This window comes from Streptomyces glaucescens (assembly GCF_000761215.1).
GTDB lineage: Bacteria > Actinomycetota > Actinomycetes > Streptomycetales > Streptomycetaceae > Streptomyces > Streptomyces glaucescens_B.
In genome coordinates this window covers 5,172,473-5,188,030 of sequence record NZ_CP009438.1, presented here as the reverse complement: position 1 = coordinate 5,188,030, position 15,558 = coordinate 5,172,473, and the positions used below count along the sequence as shown (strand labels likewise).

At 72.8% G+C, this 15,558-nt stretch carries 17 protein-coding genes; 9 read left to right on the top strand and 8 right to left on the bottom strand.

Going from position 1 to position 15,558, the window contains the following annotated elements:
- Positions 1-198 precede the first annotated feature (198 nt).
- Together SGLAU_RS35305 and SGLAU_RS22610 are read right to left on the bottom strand one after the other, a co-directional pair.
- Positions 199-366 (bottom strand): hypothetical protein, encoded by a 168-nt coding sequence (locus tag SGLAU_RS35305; protein WP_159072796.1) that lies wholly within the window; start codon positions 364-366, stop codon positions 199-201.
- A 314-nt stretch (positions 367-680) separates the two neighbouring features.
- Complete coding sequence (locus SGLAU_RS22610) at positions 681-1,094, bottom strand: winged helix-turn-helix transcriptional regulator (RefSeq protein WP_078957841.1); 414 nt, start codon at positions 1,092-1,094, stop codon at positions 681-683.
- Positions 1,095-1,157: 63 nt separating this feature from the next.
- Here SGLAU_RS22610 and SGLAU_RS22605 point away from each other — a divergent pair, with 63 nt between their 5' ends.
- Entirely contained in the window at positions 1,158-1,541 is a 384-nt protein-coding gene (locus SGLAU_RS22605) for a YybH family protein (RefSeq protein WP_043504111.1), read from the top strand.
- A gap of 440 nt (positions 1,542-1,981) precedes the next feature.
- Here the strand turns inward: SGLAU_RS22605 and SGLAU_RS22600 are convergent, their stop codons facing one another.
- The 4 genes from SGLAU_RS22600 to SGLAU_RS22590 form a co-directional block, all read right to left on the bottom strand.
- A complete protein-coding gene (locus SGLAU_RS22600; protein WP_043504109.1) occupies positions 1,982-2,308 on the bottom strand; it encodes a hypothetical protein in 327 nt (108 codons plus the stop codon).
- 118 nt (positions 2,309-2,426) lie between these two features.
- On the bottom strand, positions 2,427-3,071 hold the full coding sequence (locus SGLAU_RS32965; RefSeq protein WP_052413857.1) for a sigma-70 family RNA polymerase sigma factor: 645 nt from the start codon (positions 3,069-3,071) through the stop codon (positions 2,427-2,429).
- A 155-nt stretch (positions 3,072-3,226) separates the two neighbouring features.
- On the bottom strand, positions 3,227-3,376 hold the full coding sequence (locus tag SGLAU_RS35720; RefSeq protein ID WP_167551857.1) for a hypothetical protein: 150 nt from the start codon (positions 3,374-3,376) through the stop codon (positions 3,227-3,229).
- A gap of 237 nt (positions 3,377-3,613) precedes the next feature.
- Positions 3,614-4,615 (bottom strand): Ku protein, encoded by a 1,002-nt coding sequence (locus SGLAU_RS22590; protein WP_043504107.1) that lies wholly within the window; start codon positions 4,613-4,615, stop codon positions 3,614-3,616.
- A gap of 71 nt (positions 4,616-4,686) precedes the next feature.
- On the opposite strand from SGLAU_RS22590, the gene ligD reads away from it, so the two are divergent.
- Complete coding sequence (gene ligD, locus SGLAU_RS22585) at positions 4,687-5,568, top strand: non-homologous end-joining DNA ligase (protein ID WP_043504106.1); 882 nt, start codon at positions 4,687-4,689, stop codon at positions 5,566-5,568.
- A gap of 284 nt (positions 5,569-5,852) precedes the next feature.
- Here the strand turns inward: ligD and SGLAU_RS22580 are convergent, their stop codons facing one another.
- Positions 5,853-6,656: a nuclease-related domain-containing protein gene (locus tag SGLAU_RS22580; RefSeq protein WP_043504105.1), complete on the bottom strand. Its 804-nt coding sequence runs from the start codon at positions 6,654-6,656 to the stop codon at positions 5,853-5,855.
- 103 nt (positions 6,657-6,759) lie between these two features.
- On the opposite strand from SGLAU_RS22580, the gene SGLAU_RS22575 reads away from it, so the two are divergent.
- The 6 genes from SGLAU_RS22575 to SGLAU_RS22550 all read left to right on the top strand — a co-directional run bounded on the left by SGLAU_RS22575 (position 6,760) and on the right by SGLAU_RS22550 (position 13,261).
- A complete protein-coding gene (locus tag SGLAU_RS22575; RefSeq protein WP_043504104.1) occupies positions 6,760-7,275 on the top strand; it encodes a dual specificity protein phosphatase family protein in 516 nt (171 codons plus the stop codon).
- Between the two features lie 351 nt (positions 7,276-7,626).
- Positions 7,627-8,388: a hypothetical protein gene (locus SGLAU_RS22570; RefSeq protein ID WP_043504102.1), complete on the top strand. Its 762-nt coding sequence runs from the start codon at positions 7,627-7,629 to the stop codon at positions 8,386-8,388.
- A complete protein-coding gene (locus tag SGLAU_RS22565; protein WP_043504101.1) occupies positions 8,385-9,650 on the top strand; it encodes an ATP-binding protein in 1,266 nt (421 codons plus the stop codon). Before SGLAU_RS22570 ends, SGLAU_RS22565 begins: the two co-directional genes overlap by 4 nt.
- Positions 9,651-9,985: 335 nt before the next feature.
- Positions 9,986-10,393 (top strand): SH3 domain-containing protein, encoded by a 408-nt coding sequence (locus tag SGLAU_RS22560; protein WP_043504100.1) that lies wholly within the window; start codon positions 9,986-9,988, stop codon positions 10,391-10,393.
- A 43-nt stretch (positions 10,394-10,436) separates the two neighbouring features.
- A complete protein-coding gene (locus tag SGLAU_RS22555) occupies positions 10,437-11,801 on the top strand; it encodes an FtsW/RodA/SpoVE family cell cycle protein (RefSeq protein WP_043504099.1) in 1,365 nt (454 codons plus the stop codon).
- Entirely contained in the window at positions 11,798-13,261 is a 1,464-nt protein-coding gene (locus tag SGLAU_RS22550; protein WP_043504098.1) for a penicillin-binding transpeptidase domain-containing protein, read from the top strand. Before SGLAU_RS22555 ends, SGLAU_RS22550 begins: the two co-directional genes overlap by 4 nt.
- Before the next feature lie 2 nt (positions 13,262-13,263).
- On the opposite strand, the gene SGLAU_RS22545 is transcribed toward SGLAU_RS22550, so the two are convergent.
- The gene (locus SGLAU_RS22545; RefSeq protein ID WP_043504097.1) at positions 13,264-14,373 is read right to left on the bottom strand and encodes a ferritin-like domain-containing protein; all 1,110 of its coding nucleotides are present in this window, start codon (positions 14,371-14,373) and stop codon (positions 13,264-13,266) included.
- 138 nt (positions 14,374-14,511) lie between these two features.
- Between SGLAU_RS22545 and SGLAU_RS22540 the strand changes: the two genes are divergently transcribed.
- Positions 14,512-15,450 carry an AurF N-oxygenase family protein gene (locus tag SGLAU_RS22540; RefSeq protein ID WP_043504095.1) on the top strand — a complete coding sequence of 313 codons (939 nt, stop codon included), beginning with the start codon at positions 14,512-14,514 and terminating at the stop codon, positions 15,448-15,450.
- Positions 15,451-15,558: the final 108 nt, after the last annotated feature.

Here is a 15,558-nt window from a genome sequence, read left to right as displayed (position 1 = left end):
GGTGGCGCATGAATCGATCTTCACGAATCCACGCGCTTGTGCGCTGTTCAAGCTTTCAGGAACCGCTCAGGAAGCGGAAGCAGTTTTGCCGAATCGGCTCAGACCAATGGGGCACACCACCGAGGCAGTGCGCCCCTTGTGCGCCCCCGTACCCACCCGCCAGGATCACGGCATGCGGCCAAGCGAAGGGCATCGCGCTCACTGCGGCACGGGGGCGGTCTTCCAGTCAACCTGGGTCTCGTAGCGGGCGGCGCGCTTGCCGCGCCAGGACTCGGGACTCAGGACCGACAGCGGCTGGTCGCGGGTCCACCGGGCGACGGGGGCACAGACGGCCCAAGGCCGCCAGGGCTGGACGGGCCCGCTCATGTCGGGGTGGAGGCAGCGAGAAGTCGGACGGGCCGCACCGGCGAACGTTTGCTGTGGACTAGCCGTGGACGAACTTCGCCCCGTCGAGCCTGTGAAGGGGCCTGAACTGCGCAGACATAGCGGTTCTCAACGGCCTCCGGAGCCGTGTGCGCAGGTTCGCATCTTGCCGAGAGCACCTTGGATGAGGTGCCCGAAGAGCCCGGCCTCAGCGGAGACGTTGAGGCCGGGCTCTTCACGTATGTGCAGACACATGCCGCCCCGGCGCGGTAGTACGTCGGGGATCGCCGCAGGGCGAAACGGCTCCCTCCGACCGGTCAGTGGACAGTGCCCGTCTCAGGACCACTCTCAGCCCCCCTGTCCCGTGCCGACACCTCCGCTCCCCAGTCCCACAGGGCCTGGAGGACGGGGCCGAGGCGGTGGCCGGTCGGGGTGAGGGTGTAGCGCACTCGCGGGGGCCAGCCCGGTCGGCGGTCGCGTTCGACGACTCCGGCCTCCCCCAGGTGTGCCAGCCGGTCGGACAGCACCTTGTCCGACAGCATCGGCAGCGCCGCGCGCAGCTCGCTGTAGGAACGGTCGCCCCGCAGCAGTTCGCGGACCACCAGCGTCGTCCAGCGGCCGTGCAGTGCCGACAGCGTGATCTCCACCGGGCACTCGGGGGTGGGTGCGGTGACGTTCGCTCGCGGGTCGTCGGGGAGTCCTGCCGGGTGGCCAACCGTTCGGTGAGTCACGAGATCGCCTCCTAACGTGTGGGGCACTTCGATTCTCCCGGCCCGGAAGGACCTCTGTCGATCATGCGCACCTTGGCCGAACGGCCCGAAGACGTGCCCGCGGTGTTCGCCGAGCGGTTCAACAGCGGCGATACCGTCGCGTTGGCACAGGTCTACGAGGACGCCGCGGTGCTCGTCCCGCAGCCGGGGACGCCGGCGACCGGTCCGGACCTGCACGCCGCGAACAGCCGCCTGCAGCAGCTCGGTGTTCCCATCGTGGTCCGTCCGCGGCATGTGTACCGCAGTGGAGACGTGGCGCTGCTGATTGTCGACTGGGTCATCGACGGGACCGGCCGGGACGGGCAGGCCGTGCATGTCGAGGGCACAGCCACCGATATCGCCCGGCGGGGTGCGGACGGCCGTTGGCGGTATGTCATCGACAACCCCTTCGGCACCCGCGCACAGTGACTCGCGTGCGGTGACACCTTGGTACCGGCGTGCTGAGCGAGCCCCCTGACGGCGACTCCGGGGAGTCCGACGCTGCTTGGCGTGTTCGGTCGACGCTGGGCCAGCGGACGTGGAGTGGCTGTGGCGTCAGTCGGCACCGCGGTGCGTCGTCGCCTGACCTTGTGCCGATGTCTGTGAGGGTCTTTCGGAGGGCAGCGCTGATCTGCCGGAGTCCCGCGCCGCTCGCCGTCTCGGGCGGGATGTGGGGCCTGGGCGGTGGTGGCGTGGAGGAGCGGGGCCCGGTTCGCCGGGTCCCGCCTTTTGGTGTCCCAATGGTTCGCAGGCTGCGGTGGGCGGGGCGGTCTCTCTGGGTGAGGGGCCGCCCCGCTGGTGGACCTTGGTTCAGGGCCCGATCATCCCCCCGTGACGACCTGGCACCGGACTGTGATCCGTGGACCTTCCTACAGGGCCGTGACCCCGCTCGCGCTGATCAGAGACTCGTGCATCCCGCCCAGGCCCGCCAGGGCCGTGCCGAGGGCGCCGGTCGATAAGAGGGACAAAGAGGGTCCCGCCTGCCTGCCGGGGTGGAGCGGTGCGGAGGGGGACGGCTCCGGGACGGTCGCATCGTCCCGGTCGTCCTCCTCCGGCCGGTCCTCCGCCCCTAACTTGTCCTCGACGCGGTCCAGGAGTGTTTGCCAGGTGGCGGGGTCGATGCCGCCGTGTAATCGCCGGACGGTTTCCCGGCGTTGTTCCGCCGCACGGCGGAGCAGGTCGAATGTCTCGTACATCCCGTGTGTGCCCTCCCGATGTGTGCGTTGTTCGCTCGTCGTACGGGTCGCTAGGACCCAACCTGGACTCACGGGAGGGGGCATGGCCTGCCCCCTCTCATGAGCCCGAGTAACGGCACTAGCTCGTCACGTCGCCCAGCACCTCGTCGTGGATCGTGTCCTTGTAGGGCTCCAGCGCCTCCCGCGCCTTCTCGTAGCGGCGGGCCACCGTGTGCCTGTCGATCTTGAGGCAGCGGGCGGTCTCGGCCTGGCTCAGTCCCTCGACGATCAGCAGCCGGGCGACCTGGTACAGCTTCCCGGGCAGCTTCTCCGCGAGGAACCGGTCGATGGCCTTGAGCGCGACGTCGCGCACGTGATCGCCTTCGTCGGGTGCGACCGGGACGTCGGGGAAGGCGTCCACGGGCGAGGACGGGTCGCGGTCGTTGGTCCGTGCGGCATCCGCTATGACGTTGCGCATCACCTTGCGGGCGAAGGCGCGTCCGCCGTCCTGGCGGTCGAGCACGAAGTCCGGCTTGGACCAGGCCCGTACCAGCTGGAGGGCCGCTGTCTGCACCAGGTCCTCCATGAGGTAGTACATCCCCGCCTGGCGCACCATGCTCTCCAGGAACGGCTTCAGGCGCTGGAGTTCGTCGATCTGCTCCGCCGTCAGCCAGCGGCGGGGTGGGGACTCCGGTGAGGTGCGGGCACCGGGGACCAGGTCCTGCGATGTCTTCGATAAGTCGTGCGGGTCCGTCGGCCCTCGAACATCGGGGGCATTGCGCATCAGGACCAATCCTTCCCGTCACTCGGACAACTCGGCTTCCACCGACCGTGGTTGGTGTCTTCTTACTCAGCTATGCCGATCCGCCCCTCGCGTGTGGTGCATTCGGGGCCCGCGACTTTTCGCGGGGCGGCGGATCGTCGCGCGGTGCCCGCCGCTCAGCCGAGGGTCTGGTGCAGGAAGAGGGCGACGCCGGCTCCCACGAGGAGGGCCGCGCCGAGGAGCGGGTTGAGGAAGGCCACGTAGGTGACGAGTCCGGCGGTGATCAGGATCAGCAGGGCGCGGTGGGTGCGCTGTGTGGGGTTCATGGGCTTCTCCCGGGATGGGGCGACCGTTGGTGGTTCGTAGGAGATGCCGTACGTCCGGGGGCCGGGGGGCGTGCGGGCGGCCGTAATCATCGTCACGTCCTCCGTCGCACCCCCGGCGACCTACGGGGTTGTCAGCCGGCCACACGGCTGTCCGCGGCCTACGCGGCTTCCCGGGTCCCGGGTCTCCGCCGCCTCGGCGCCTGCCCGCCCGCGGCTTCTTCCGTGGCCCCCAGCGCCTCACGCCGAGCGTTTGCGGGAGGACGTGGACTTCTTGGTCGTCGTCTTCTTCGCCGCCGTCTTCTTGGTGCCCTGGGTGGCCGACTTCGCCGTCGACTTCTTGGTGGAGGACGCGGTGGTCTTCTTGGCGGCGGTCTTCTTCGCCGGGGTCGCCGACGTGGACTTCTTGCCGCCCGTCTGCTTCGGGGCGGGGCGGGAGGTGAGGGGGGTGACGTCGGCGCCCTCGCCGCGGGACTCCTTCGCGGCGCGGACGCTGTTCTCCAGGGCGGCCATGAGGTCGAGGACCTTGCCGCTCCTCGCCGGTTCGGGCGTCTCCGGGGGCGCCTCGCCGGCGGCCTTGGCGGCGATGACCTCCTCGACGGCCTCGCGGTACTCGTCGTGGAGCTCGGACAGGTCGACCTCGCCGAGGGTGTCCATGAGGGCGTCGGCGAGATCGAGTTCCTTGTCGCGGACGGTGACGTCGGTGTCGGGGGCGACGCCCTCGGGGGCGCGGACCTCGTCGGGCCACAGGAGGCCGTGCATGACGATGACGTCGTCGACCACGCGGAGCATGCCGAGGCGCTCCCGGCCGCGCAGGGCGTACTTGGCGATGGCGACCTTGTTGCTGCGCTTCAGGGCCTCGCGCAGAAGGGTGTACGGCTTGGCGGCGGGGGCGCCGCTCGCGGCGAGGTAGTAGGCCGCGTCCATCTGGAGGGGGTCGATCCGCTCGGCCGGGACGAAGGCGACGATCTCGATGGTCCTCGCGGTGGGGAGCGGGAGGTGGGCCAGGTCCTCCTCGGTGATGGGGATGATCGTGCCGTCGGCGTCCTCGTAGCCCTTGCCGATCTCCGACTGGGTGACCTCGCGGTCCTCCAGCTCGCAGACCTTGCGGTAGCGGATGCGGCCGCCGTCCTCGGTGTGGATCTGGCGGAAGGAGATCGAGTGGTTCTCGGTGGCGTTCACCAGCTTGATGGGGATGCTGACCAGGCCGAAGGAGATGGCTCCGTTCCAAATGGATCGCACGCGTCCCACCTTTCCACCGGTAAGCGGCCCTGCCCGGGTGTTTTGTCCCGGTTTTGTGTGATTCTCATCGTATGACGCCGATGACCGTGGTGGAGGGCCGGAAGCTCGCGCTGAGCAACCTGGAGAAGGTGCTGTACCCGGCGTCCGGGTTCACGAAGGGCGAGATGCTGCACTACTACGCCACCGCCGCCGAGGTCCTGCTCCCCCATCTGCGGGACCGGCCGGTGTCCTTCCTGCGGTATCCGGACGGGCCCGACGGGCAGCTCTTCTTCACCAAGAACGTGCCGCCGGGTACGCCCGACTGGGTCATGACCGCCGAGGTGCCCCGCTCCGAGGGTCCGGCGCGGATGGTGCTGGTGCAGGACCTGCCGAGCCTCATGTGGGCGGCGAACCAGGTCGCCGAGTTCCACACCCACCAGTGGCTCGCGGGCAGCCCCGAGGAGGCCGACCGGATCGTCTTCGACCTGGACCCGGGTCCGCCGGCGACCGTCGTGCACTGCTGCGAGGTCGCCCTGTGGCTGCGGGAGCGGCTGGCCGCGGACGGGATCGAGGCGTACGCCAAGACGTCGGGCTCCAAGGGGCTGCACCTGCTGGCGGCGGTGCGGGGAGCGCCCTCCGAGCGGACGTCCGAGTACGCCAAGGCGCTCGCCGTCGAGGCGGAGCGGGCGATGCCCCGGCTGGTCGTGCACCGCATGACGCGGAGTCTGCGCCCGGGCAAGGTGTTCGTCGACTGGAGCCAGAACGCCGCCCGCAAGACGACGGCGACCCCGTACACCCTGCGGGCGCGCGCCGAGCCGTGGGTGTCCGCCCCCGTGACCTGGGAGGAGGTCGAGGCGTGCGGCGATCCGGCGCAGCTCGCGTTCCGGGCGCCCGACATCGCCCCGCGCGTGCAGGACTACGGCGACCTGCTGGCCCCGCTGCTGGATCCGGAGCGGGTGGCCGCGCTGCCGTGAGGGCGGGTCGTCGGGAGGGGTGGTGGCCGCGCTGCCGCGAGGGCGGGTCGTCGGGGGGCTGCGCTGCCAGGAGAGGCCGGATCTCTCGGGGTGGGTTCGCTGCTCTGAGGGGGTGGCCGCGGGCCGGGTTCGCTGCCCCGAGGGCCGATCACCGAAGGGCGGCGGGTTCGCTGCGGTGAGTGGGTCCCGGGGACCCGGTGAGCTGGGCCGAGGGCCGATCCTCGGGTCCGGTTCGCCGCCCCGGGGCGGGGCGTCCGCTCCGGGCGGGTGGCCGGGGCTTCGCGTCAGAGCCGCTGCCAGGTGCGACGGTCGCGGGCCATGGCGTGCAGGGCCTCGACGTCCGCCGGTTTGAGCACGCCGCCGAGGCGGCCGAGCCCGCCGAGGTCGGCGTCGGTGAGGACGCGGACCTCGCGGACCGGGCCGGGCACGCTCAGCCGGGCGGGACCGACCAGCACCAGGGCCGGGCGGACCTCGGCGGTCAGGGCGTACGCGGCCCGGGAGGCGTCGGCGCGCAGGCGGCGCAGCAGCGGCTGCGGTTCCCGGCGGCCCAGCGCGACCAGGGGGTCGGCCACCACCACCCGCTGCCTGCGGGCGTACAGCGCGTGCACGGCGAACAGTCCGCCGGGGCCGATGAGCAGGTGGTGGATGCGGTCGCCGCCGGGCAGCGGCAGGGAGTGCAGCGCGTGCCAGCCCGCCCCGTCCAGGGCGTCCAGCGCCTCCCCCACGGTCTGCTCGGCCTCCAGGGCGCGGCGCCGCGGGTCGGGGCGCAGCCGGGGGCCGGGGGCCGGGTCCCGGTCGACGGCGACGAGCAGCGCCTCGCCGGGGCGGTTGGGGGCGAGGTCGTCGTCGGGGTGGAGGCTGAGCCGGGCCAGTTCGGCGGGGCTGGGGACCGGGGGCGGGCCGACCGTGACCGGGCCGGTGACGAAGGGGTGCAGGGCGGCCAGGACGTCCTCCCGGCGGTCCTCGCTCAGCAGGTTGACGCGGGCGGTCTCACGGTCGTACCAGGCGATGTTCGCGCCGTCCGGGAGACAGACGTAGAGCCGTTCCCGGCCGTGCCGCCGGGTCGGTACGACGCGCAGTCCGGTCATGCACCATCACCTCATGACCATGGGAACAGGCGGGGTGCCGCGGGGCAAGAACGCGGCTACCTTGGGGAGCGGTCGAGGGGCGGTCGGGGTTGGGGAGGCGCCGTTGCGTACCCGCGGGAAGGAAGCCGACGTACCCGCTCCGGACGGCCCGTGGCACGAGGTGGTGCCGGGTCTGTGGATGGGCGGGCACGAGTTCCGGGGTTCGGCGGGCGGGCTGGAGTTCGCTGTCGTGCGGGACGAGTTCGATCTCGTCCAGACGCTGCTGCGGCTGCCCGGGCACGGGCCCGGTCCGGGCGTCGAGCACCAGGTGTGGCCCATACCGGACGGCCCGCTGGACGGCACCCAGCTGGCGGGGGTGATCCGGCTGGCGGAGGCCGCGTGCGAGGCGGTGGACGCGGGGCGCCGGGTGCTGGTCCGCTGCTTCCACGGGTACAACCGCTCGGGGCTGGTCGTCGCCCACGCCCTGGTGCGGCGGGGCCGGTCCGCCGAGGAGGCGATCCGGCTGATCCGGGCGCGCCGCTCGCCGTGGGCGCTGCACAACGAGCTGTTCGTGGAGTACCTGCGGGCGGGGCTGCCGACGGTGCGGTGGCTGGAGGAGCTGGCGGAGGCGGCGGAGTGACCCGCCCCCGCGGCGGGGCGGGGACGGGCGGGCGGAGTCCCCGGGGTGCGAGGGCGTGCGGGGGCGACGCACGCGTGCGGGCACCGTGCGAGTGCAGGCGCCGTACGGTACGGACGCAGGCGACGTGCGTGTGCGGATGCGGGCGACGTACCCGTGCGGATGCGGGCGACGTACGCGTGCGAGTACGGGCAACGTACCGTGCGGGTGCGGGCGACGTACCCGTGCGGGCGGGTACGGGGGCGGCGTGCGCCCGTGTGCGGGATGATCGTTCCGGTTGCCCGTGATACGCAAAAAGGACGTCCGTACGAATAAGGTGTACGGGTCCCTGGCCATCCTGATCACCGGAGTGCCGTGCCCGCCCGCGTCCGCCCCCGCACCTGTGCCGTCGCCGCCCTGCTGCTGGTCTCCGGCCTCGCCGTCGCGGGCTGCGGAGACACCGGCGGGCTGCGGGGCGCGGGGCCCACGCCGACCGCCGAGGGACCGGCCCGGCTGTGGCCGGCGCTGCCGCCCGCGTCCAGCCCCGCCTACGAGATCGGCGAGGTGGAACGCCAGGTCGTCAAGGGGGTCCGGGTCCCCGGCGGGGACGTGCGCGCGGTGGATCCGGTGGCCGTCGTACGGACGGAGATCGACGCGAGTCCGGGCGAGTACGAGGGCGCCGGCGCCGCCTACCGGGAGACGGGCGCGCGCATGGCCGAGTGCGCGGCGGGCGCGGGCCACGGCCGGTGTCCCGTGCTCACCCCGTACTACCGGGACCTGACCGGCGACGGCCACGACGACCTCACGCTCGGCTTCCGGCAGCTGCCCGGCGAACTGACCGCCGTGCGGGTGTACACGGTGGAGAACGGCCGGCTGGTGCGGGTCATGAGCTGGGACGACGCCGTCAGCGGGGTGGAGCTGGCCGGGCGGTCGGTGATCATCCGGTCGCCGTCGGAGCTGAAGGGCTACGAGTACCGGCTCCAGTGGAGCTGGGACCGGGACCAGCGGGCGATGCTGCTCACCCACGACGAGATGCTGCGCACCGGCCGCGGCACACCCTCACCCGCCCCGGGCCGCCGCACACCGTCCCCCGCCCCCAGCCGCGGCACGCCCTCGCCCACGGAGAGCCGGCGATGAGGCTTCCGCGGTGGGCCGGTGCCCTGGCCGTGAAGGCCGCGCTGTTCATCACCGTGATGTGCTGCGCCCTCGCCGCCATGCTCGGCGCCCTCGTCCACGTCTCGGTGACCCACCAGACGGTCGGCGAGGCCCGGGACCTCGCGCTGTCCCGGCTGGCGGACGCGACGGAGGCGTACGAGGCCGGGGATCCGCTGCCGCCCGGCGCGGGTCTCGACCCGGGGGAGCTGCCCGGGCCGCTGCGCGAACTGGCCCTGTCGGGCCGGCGCGGCACGATGGTCGCCGACCACCGGGGCCGGCCCACGATGTGGGCCGCGGGGCCCGCCGACGGCGGGCGCGCCCTGACCGTGGCCGTCGACTACGCACAGCAGGCCCGCACCATCGAGGGACTGGACCGGGCGATCCTCTGGTCCTCGGCGCTCGCGATCGGGGCGACGGTGCTGGTCGGGGCGTTCGCGGTGACCCGGGTGACCCGGCGGTTGCACGCCACGGCCCGGGTCGCGCGGCGGATCAGCGCCGGCGATCTCGACGCGCGGGTGCACGACCGGCGGGCCGGGGACCCGCGCCGGCCGCAGGACGAGGTGGGCGTGGTGGCCGCCGCGCTGGACTCCATGGCGGGCTCGTTGCAGGGCAAGCTGCTGGCCGAGCAGCGGTTCACCGCGGACGTGGCGCACGAGCTGCGCACGCCGCTGACCGGGCTGCACGCCGCGGCCGAGCTGCTGCCGCCCGGCCGGCCGACGGAACTGGTGCGCGACCGGGTGGCCGCGCTGCGCACGCTGACCGAGGACCTGCTGGAGATCTCCCGGCTGGACACCGGGCGGGAGCGGCTGGAGCTGGACGGCGAGGAGCTGGGGGCGCTGGCCCGGCGGGTCGTGCGGGCGTCGGGGACCGACACGGAGGTGCGGGTGGTGCGGGACGCCCGGGTGGAGACGGACCGGCGGCGGCTGGAGCGGGTGCTGGGCAACCTCGTCGCGAACGGGCACCGGCACGGACGGGCGCCGGTGGTGCTGACCGTGGACGGGCCGGTGGTGACCGTGCGGGACCACGGGGACGGCTACCCGGACTATCTGGTGGCGCACGGTCCGCAGCGGTTCCGCACCGAGGGCGGCGCGCGCGGCCACGGCCTGGGGCTGACCATCGCCCTGGGCCAGGCGGAGGTGCTGGGCGCCCGCCTGGACTTCGGCAACGCGCCCGACGGCGGTGCGGTGGCCACCCTGACCCTGCCCGGGACCGCGCCGGCGCGGGGGGCGCGCGCCGGCCACTGACGCTGCCTGCCGCGGGTCCCGCCGCTCCCGGCCCGGTCTCCTCCTCCCCCGCCGGGCCCCCTAGACCGCCGAGCCCCCTCGACCGCCGGGCCCCCTTCGACCGCCCTGACGCTCCTTCACACGCGCCCCCGACTCCCGGCGCCCGACTCCCGGGGCTTGACTCCCCGGGCCCGTCGCGCGTCCCACGTCGACCGTCTGCCATCTCCTCCCCCCACCGCGCCCATCCCCCTCACGCACGCCCCCTCTCTCCGATGGCGCAGTGCGACAGGCGACGCGCCCCGTCCGCTCCTAATGTGGCGATTAGTCACGTTCGCCCCCTTACGGAGGTACCCCTCATGTCCCTGCGTTCCTCCCTCACCCGTCTCGCCATAGCCACCGCCGCCGGCGTCCTGGCCGGCGCCGTCGCCGTCACGCCCGCCACCGCGAGTGACGACCAGGGCGCCGGGGACGCGAGCCTCGGCGTGTCCGGCGGCCTGGGCGGCGGCCACGACGACGGGCACCACGACGCGCGCCTGTACCAGGGCGTCGTCACCGCCGACAGGCTGCTGCTGCGCAGCGCCCCGACGCGCGGCAGCCAGGTGATCCGCGCCGCCCACCGGGGTGATGTCGTGTCGATCTTCTGCAAGACACCGGGCGAGAACGTCGGGGGCAATCCGCTGTGGTACCTCCTCACGGACGGCACCTGGGCCTGGGGGGCGGCCCGCTTCATCGAGAACATCGGTCCCGCGCCACGCTGGTGCTGACGGGCAGTCAGGACGCGTGGCCCCGTTCGGTTAGGTTCCGGACATGACGAAGGCCGGAACCGGAACGGCCGTGGCCGTGGAAGCGCCCGCCGTGGCGGTACGCCTCCCCCGGCGCCGCGGCATCGAACTCGCCCTCATCGTGGTGGCCGTGCTGCTCCCGGTGTACGGCTACTGCGCCGTCGGTCTCGCCCGGCACGGGACCCTTCCGCCCGGCGCCGCCGGTTACGGCGCCGGGCTCGGTGTGCTGGCGCTCCTCGCCCATGTGGCGGTACGGCTGCGTGCCCCCTACGCCGACCCCCTGCTGCTGCCCATCGGCGTCCTGCTCAACGGTCTGGGTCTGGTGCTGATCTACCGGCTGGACCTGGAGACCCCGGGCGACCGGGCGGCCCCCGCGCAGCTCATCTGGTCCGCGCTCGGTGCCGCGCTGTTCACCGGGATCGTCTTCTTCCTGCGCGACCACCGCTTCCTCCAGCGGTACGCGTACGTCTGCGTGGCCGTCGCGCTGGCCCTGCTCACCCTGCCGATCTTCTTCCCGGCGGTGAACGGGGCGCGCATCTGGATCCGGGTCGCCGGGTTCTCCATCCAGCCGGGCGAGTTCGCGAAGGTGCTGCTGGCCGTGTTCTTCGCCGCGTACCTGTCCGCGAACCGCAGCGCCCTGGCGTACACCGGCCGCAGGATCTGGCGGCTCCAGCTCCCCACCGGCCGGGTGCTGGGCCCGATCGTGGCGATCTGGCTGGCCAGCGTGGGCGTGCTGGTCCTGGAGCGGGACCTGGGCACGTCGCTGCTCTTCTTCGGCCTGTTCGTCGTCATGCTCTACGTCGCCACCGGCCGCTCCGGCTGGATCGCCGTCGGGCTGCTGCTCGCGGTGCTCGGCGCGGTCGCCGTGGCCCGGCTGGAGCCGCATGTGCACGGCCGGATCGAAGACTGGCTGCACCCGTTCGCCACCGCCGACGCCGGGCAGGGGCCCGGTCAGCTCGCGCAGTCGCTGTTCGCCTTCGCCGAGGGCGGGATCCTCGGCACCGGCCTGGGCCTCGGCCACTCCGTCCTCATCGGCTTCGCCGCCAAGTCGGACTTCGTGCTGGCCACGGCTGGCGAGGAACTGGGCCTGGCCGGGCTGTCCGCCGTCTTCCTGCTGTACGGCCTGCTGGTGGAGCGCGGTTACCGGGCGGGCCTCGCCCTGCGCGACCCGTTCGGGCGGCTGCTCGCGGTCGGCCTCGCCTCCATCGTGGCGCTCCAGGTGTTCGTGATCGCGGGCGGGGTGACCGGGCTGATCCCGCTGACTGGCATGGCGATGCCGTTCCTCGCCCAGGGCGGCTCCTCGGTCGTCACCAACTGGGCGATCGTGGCCCTGCTGATCCGGGTGAGCCACGCGGCCCGCAGGCAGTACGACGGGCGGGTGGCACCGTGACCCGGCACATCCGGCACGCCGCCGTCTTCTGCGCGCTGCTCCTGGCGGCGCTGCTGGTCAACGCCGCCCGCATCCAGGTCTTCCAGGCCCCGGCGTACGACGACCATCCGGCCAACCGCCGCCCGGCCATCGCCCGTTACGGGCAGCCGCGCGGCGACATCCTGGTCGGCGGCCGCCCGGTGACGGGCTCCAAGGACACCGCGGGCCGGCTGCGCTACGAGCGGACGTACACCGACGGGCCGCTGTACGCCCCGGTCACCGGTTTCGCCTCGCAGGTCTACGGGTCCTCGCTGCTGGAGGACACCGAGGACGGCATCCTCTCCGGCACGGACCCGATGCTGGCACCGTTCCCGCTGGTGGGCGACCTGACCCGGGCCCGGAGCCGGGGCGGTGACGTGGTGACCACCCTGAACGCGGCGGCCCAGCGGGCGGCGTACGCCGGGCTGGGGGCGCGCAAGGGAGCGGTGGCGGCGCTGGAGCCGTCGACCGGGCGCATCCTGGCGCTGGTGTCCACCCCGTCGTACGACCCGGAGTCGCTGTCGGGCAACAGCGCGACGGTGGCCCGGTCGTGGGCGCAGCTCAACGAGGACCCGAGCAAGCCGATGCTCAACCGGGCGACGGGGCAGACCTATCCGCCGGGTTCCACCTTCAAGGTGGTGACGGCGGCGGCGGCGCTGGACGCGGGTGTGGTCAGGGACGTGGACGAGCCGACCGACTCGCCCGCCCCGTACACCCTGCCCGGCACCCGGACGAGACTGACCAACGAGAGCGAGGGCTGCGAGGACGCGCCGCTGCGGGTGGCCTTCGAGTGGTCCTGCAACACGGTGTTCGCCAAGCTGGGCGTGGACGTCGGGGTGGCGGACATGGCGGCCACCGCCGAGGCGTTCGGCTTCAACGCGACGGACCTGCGCGTGCCGTACGCGGTCGCGCCGAGCACCTTCGACACCACGGTCGACCGGGCGCAGCTGGCGCTCTCCGCCATCGGCCAGTACAACACGCGGGCGACCCCGCTGCAGATGGCGATGGTGGCGGCGGCGGTGGCCAACGGGGGGCAGGTGCGCGAGCCGTACCTGGTGGAGCGGACGACGACGGCGCACGGCTCGACCGTGGCCGCCGCCGGTCCGCGTCCGGCGCGCCAGGCGATGCGTCCGTCGACCGCGGTCCGGCTGCGTGAGCTGATGCGGAACGTGGTCGAGGACGGCACCGGCACCAACGCGGCGATCCCCGGGGTGACGGTCGGCGGCAAGACCGGCACGGCCCAGCACGGCATCGGCAACTCCGGCACCCCGTACGCGTGGTTCGTCTCCTGGGCGCAGGGAGGGCGGGCCCTGGAGCCGAAGGTGGCGGTGGCGGTGGTGGTGGAGGACGCGGCCGCCGACCGCGGGGACATCACCGGGGGCGGGGTGGCGGCACCGATCGCCCGGGCGGTGATGGAGGCGGTGCTCGGGACGGCCCGCTGAGGTCAGCCGGGTGCGGCGCCCTCCTCGATCGTGCGCCGCACCTCCGCCGCCCGCTCCCGTTCCTCGGCCGCGAACCGCTGGGCGTCCAGTTTCTCGGCGATCTCCTCGTCCTGGGACATCAGCAGGTCCAGGCTGGAGTCGCCGAGTTCCAGGACGCCGAGGTCGACGTAGGCCTGCTGGAGGCGCTTGCCCCACAGGCCGATGTCCTTGACGCAGGGGACGATGCGGCTGAAGAGGAGCTTGCGGAAGAGGGCGAGGAACTCGGACTGCTCGCTGTACTCCTCCGCCTCGGCCTTCGGGATGCCGAAGTTCTCCAGGACCTCGACCCCGCGCAGGCGGTCGCGCATGAGGTAGCAGCCCTCGATGACGAACTCCTCGCGTTCGCGCAGTTCGGCGTCGGTGAGCTGCTGGTAGTAGTCGCGCAGGGCCATGCGGCCGAAGGCGACGTGCCGGGCCTCGTCCTGCATGACGTAGGCGAGGATCTGCTGGGGCAGGGGCTTGTCGGTGGTGTCGCGGATCATGCCGAAGGCGGCCAGGGCCAGCCCTTCGATCAGCACCTGCATGCCGAGGTAGGGCATGTCCCAGCGGCTGTCGCGCAGGGTGTCGCCGAGGAGGGACTGGAGGTTGTCGTTGATCGGGTAGAGGAGCCCGATCTTCTCGTGCAGGAAGCGGCCGTAGATCTCGGCGTGCCGGGCCTCGTCCATGGTCTGGGTGGCGGAGTAGAACTTGGCGTCGAGGTCGGGCACGGACTCGACGATCCGCGCGGCGCAGATCATGGCGCCCTGTTCGCCGTGCAGGAACTGGCTGAACTGCCAGGAGGCGTAGTGCCTGCGCAGCTCCGCGCGGTCCTTGGCGGTGAGTTTCGCCCAGTGTTTGGTGCCGTGGAGGGCCAGGGCCTCGTCGGGGGTGCCGAGGGGGTCGTACGGGTCGACCTCCAGGTCCCAGTCGATGCGCTTGGTGCCGTCCCACTGCTTGTCCTTGCCCTTCTGGTAGAGGGCGAGCAGGCGGTCCCGTCCGTCGTCGTACTCCCAGCTGAAGCGTGCCGCGCCGGTCGCGGGGACCGCCCAGCCGGGGTCGTCCGGTGTGCTGGTGTACACGTCGAAGGTCGGCATGCTCCGCAGGCTCCCGCGTAGTAGACGCGGGGTCAACAAGTCGCGCACGACCTATTGACGGGCTTGCTGACAGGCAGTCTCATAAGCAGTGACCCACGGGTAACCGAACAGCGCTCCGTACGACGAGATGGGACTGCCATGACGACCCTGACGGAAGCCGACGCGGTCGAGGGGCTGCGAGACGCGCTCGGCCTGCTCAAGGACCGGGAGCAGGTGGCCGAGCGGCTGCTCGACTCTTCCGCCAAGCACTCCTTCGACCCGGACAAGGAACTCGACTGGGACGCCCCCTTCGAGGAGGGCAAGTGGTTCTGGCCGCCGGAGCTGGTGTCGCTCTACGACACCCCGCTGTGGAAGCGGATGAGCGAGGAGCAGCGGATCCTGCTGTCCCGGCACGAGTCGGCGGCGCTCGCCTCGCTGGGCATCTGGTTCGAGATCATCCTGATGCAGCTGCTCGTGCGGCACATCTACGACAAGGCGGCGACGAGCGCGCACGTGCGGTACGCGCTCACCGAGATCGAGGACGAGTGCCGGCACTCGAAGATGTTCGCCCGGCTGATCTCCCGGGGCGACACCCCGTGGTACCCGGTCAGCCGCACCCACCAGCACCTCGGCCGGCTGTTCAAGACCATCTCCACCACGCCGGGCTCCTTCACCGCCACCCTGCTCGGCGAGGAGATCCTGGACTGGATGCAGCGGCTGACCTTCCCCGACGAGCGGGTGCAGCCGCTGATCCGCGGCGTCACGCGCATCCACGTCGTCGAGGAGGCCCGCCACGTCCGGTACGCCCGTGAGGAGCTGCGGCGCCAGATGGTGACCGCGCCGAAGTGGTCGCAGGAGTTCACCCGCGTCACCTCCGGCGAGTTCGCCCGCGTCTTCTCCGTCGCCTTCGTGAACCCCGAGGTGTACGCCAACGTGGGCCTGGACAAGCGGGAGGCCATGGCCCAGGTGAAGGCCAGCGGCCACCGCAGGGAGATCATGCAGACCGGCGCCAGGCGGCTCACCGACTTCCTCGACGACATCGGCGTCCTGCGCGGTGTCGGCCGGCGGCTGTGGAAGTCGTCGGGGCTGCTGGCCTGAGGGCGGGTGCGCCACGGAAAGGGCGCGGGGAGCCGTGCGCGGCCCGCGCCCGCCGGCCCGCCCCGGTCACCGGAGGTCCCCCGCGCGGCGGCGCGAACGGCGCACGCG